The organism is bacterium, assembly GCA_040755795.1.
In the GTDB taxonomy this organism is placed as follows: domain Bacteria; phylum UBA9089; class CG2-30-40-21; order CG2-30-40-21; family SBAY01; genus JBFLXS01.
In genome coordinates this window covers 1-1,732 of record JBFLXS010000619.1, presented here as the reverse complement: position 1 = coordinate 1,732, position 1,732 = coordinate 1, and the positions used below count along the sequence as shown (strand labels likewise).

Annotated in this window: 1 pseudogene; it reads left to right on the top strand. The window is 41.5% G+C overall.

From position 1 onward, the window contains the following. The first annotated feature begins 125 nt into the window (after window positions 1-125). Window positions 126-419: pseudogene (locus AB1414_20295) on the top strand (transposase). Window positions 420-1,732 lie beyond the last annotated feature (1,313 nt).

Genomic DNA, 1,732 nt, shown 5'->3' with positions numbered 1-1,732 from the left:
GACCATTGATGGTGGTTGGCAACAACGAACTCCGGCAATGGCTGCTGGTCTAACCGACCACGTTTGGAGTATAGAGGAATGGCTTACCTATCCGGTTAGAGGAAGTTAGCTAATTTCGGACACCACCAAATTTCTCATCATACTGCCGTGTGGTAAAGTGTGAAAGAACATCTAATGGCAAACATACAGGAGATGGTAACAGCAAAATAGGCAACCCATCTCTCAAATGGGCTTTCTCCGAGATTATCATCCATGCTCAACATCATTCCCTGGGGATAAAGAAATATTATGAGAAACTAAAATCAAAACATGGAATTGGCAAAGCCAAAAGTATTATGGCTCACAAATTTGCAATTGCTATTTACTTTATGCTCAAAAACAAGGAGGCATTTGATGAAAAACGATTCTTAAATAGTTAATACTGGGTGGGGCAACTAACCCGAGGTCTAACTGAAAGGGCAATGTCCGGACGCTTAGTCCAATTCACTGCGATTGATTGGGAAGTTGCCTTCACCCCGTTAGATGTTTACTATCTAACGGGGTAACCCCACCTTACATAAAAAAACAGTAAGGTTTGTAAACAGATCAGGACTGCCCCTTGATTGAATCTATAAATAACTGGAATCTTCCATTCTTTTACCAGGAAGATAGCCAAAGCGTTTGAGTAGGTCTTCAAGGGTACCGATTATTTTTTGCTTACGCAACATTCTTACGAATTCTGATGTGGGGGTTGTATAACTTACCACAAGGCCACTGGTTCTCTTTTGAGCCAGACGGAGCTTAATATCGAATATGTGGTTGGTGCAATCCTGATGTATATTAGGATTAGCCCGTTAATAGAAAACCGAGTCAGTACTTTAGGCTGTTTATAATCCAAACTGTTTCGCACAGCGGGAAGTTTCATCTTTGAAGCTTTATTCCTGCAATCCAGGCGTAAGATCGTAGAGTGCAGAAGGCTACGGACTTATGCATGGATTGCAGTATCCGAGCCCGTTATTTGTGCAAGAAAAACGAATTTTTGAAAAAAATTAAAAAAATTCGTTATAGGGATAAACTTTTCTCTTGACAAATTGCCTTTAATATGTGGTTAGAATTTCTCTTTTATATCCTCACACAAAGCCTCAAAGCACACAAAGATTTATTCTTTTTATTCAATTCCTTTGTGACTTTGTGTCTTTGTGTGATTATTTTTATTATTCTAACGATAAAGTTCACCTGCTGCGGGGAGGATTACCACTAAACTTTGTAAACAAGATAAAAGATTGAGATACCACAAAACTCTAATTACGGCACAGCCCCCCGCAGTCAGGTGCAGTGAAGGGTTAGAAAAAGCTGCACTTCACCGTCTCTTTCTTCTTGCTTCCTCTATCTTACCTAACTATCACTTCTCAGTAGTCCCTCTTAGCCTCCCCTTGTTGCTTCTATGGGATAAGCAACTCTTCCGGAAAGCATCAATCCCGGAGGCTTGGTATAGTCCGCTAAGGAGCAAATATTCTCACCAAAACTTCCAACAGGAATAACTTCTCCTTACTCCTTCTTGTTTGCCCAGCCTGTCTAACGCCCGAGCTCAGCCGCCGCCTTTGGCGGTCGGCTGCAGCGAGTTGTTAGGCTTTCTTAAGAAGCTCAAATAATCGTTTCTCTTCACCTTCCTTGCGTGGAAAAATCTTGGCAAAATCTGGATCGATCTTTTCCATCCGCTCTGTTAGTTCTTCCAGATCGTGTGTTCTTGGTT